Source organism: Paraburkholderia mimosarum LMG 23256 = NBRC 106338 (genome assembly GCF_000739815.1).
GTDB classification, from domain to species: Bacteria; Pseudomonadota; Gammaproteobacteria; order Burkholderiales; family Burkholderiaceae; genus Paraburkholderia; species Paraburkholderia mimosarum.
Genome location: NZ_BBJJ01000204.1, coordinates 1 through 656, shown reverse-complemented (window position 1 = coordinate 656; position 656 = coordinate 1). Strand labels below are relative to the sequence as shown.

The window sequence follows — 656 nt, the reverse complement described above, 5'->3', positions numbered from 1 at the left end:
TGATACAGCCGGTGCTCGAACGGTGCGCCGCCGATCGTCACGCACAGCTTGCTCATATCGGTGAAGTCGGACAGCCCGCGCACGCCGGGTTGATGTTCCTGGGGGAAGAAGATCTCCTGGCTGGGACCTTCGATCGCCCGCCATTGAGAGATGCGTCGCTCCAGCGTGCGACGCATGCTCTCGGGATAGCTGCCCGGGTGATCATCCTGCAGCTTGCGCAGGATCGTGATGCCCATCAGATGTGGAGCGTTGCGCAGCAACGGCACGACCTCGCTGTCCCAGACATCGGCGAACGGATCGGGACGGGTGCGCCAGGAGCGTCGCGGCTTCTGGGATGGCAACGTCGCGTCACGCTCGATGCGGCGTGCGCTGCGCACGCTTATCCCCGCCTTGGCGGCCGCGACTTCCTGCGGATGGTGTTTGCGCTTGTTCATATAGAGGCGAACCTGTTGGTCGGTGATGCGGGTTCCAGACATGTGCTGACCGCTTCTTCTTTAAGAATCGATCAGCCATCCTATTGCCCCGCCGACGCGGCGCCGCCGGTGGTTCGTCGTCTCCGGCGGCTACGCCGCCTCCGACTCCTCACCACCGGCCAAAACAAACGTCAACGACCGGCCAACATAATTGTCGCCCCCCACTTGGCGGTGAATCGGGCT

General features: G+C 63.4%; 1 pseudogene. It reads right to left on the bottom strand.

The annotated features are described in order from the left end of the window. Window positions 1–476: pseudogene (locus BMI01S_RS36580) on the bottom strand (IS21 family transposase); the annotation flags it as partial. Window positions 477–656 lie beyond the last annotated feature (180 nt).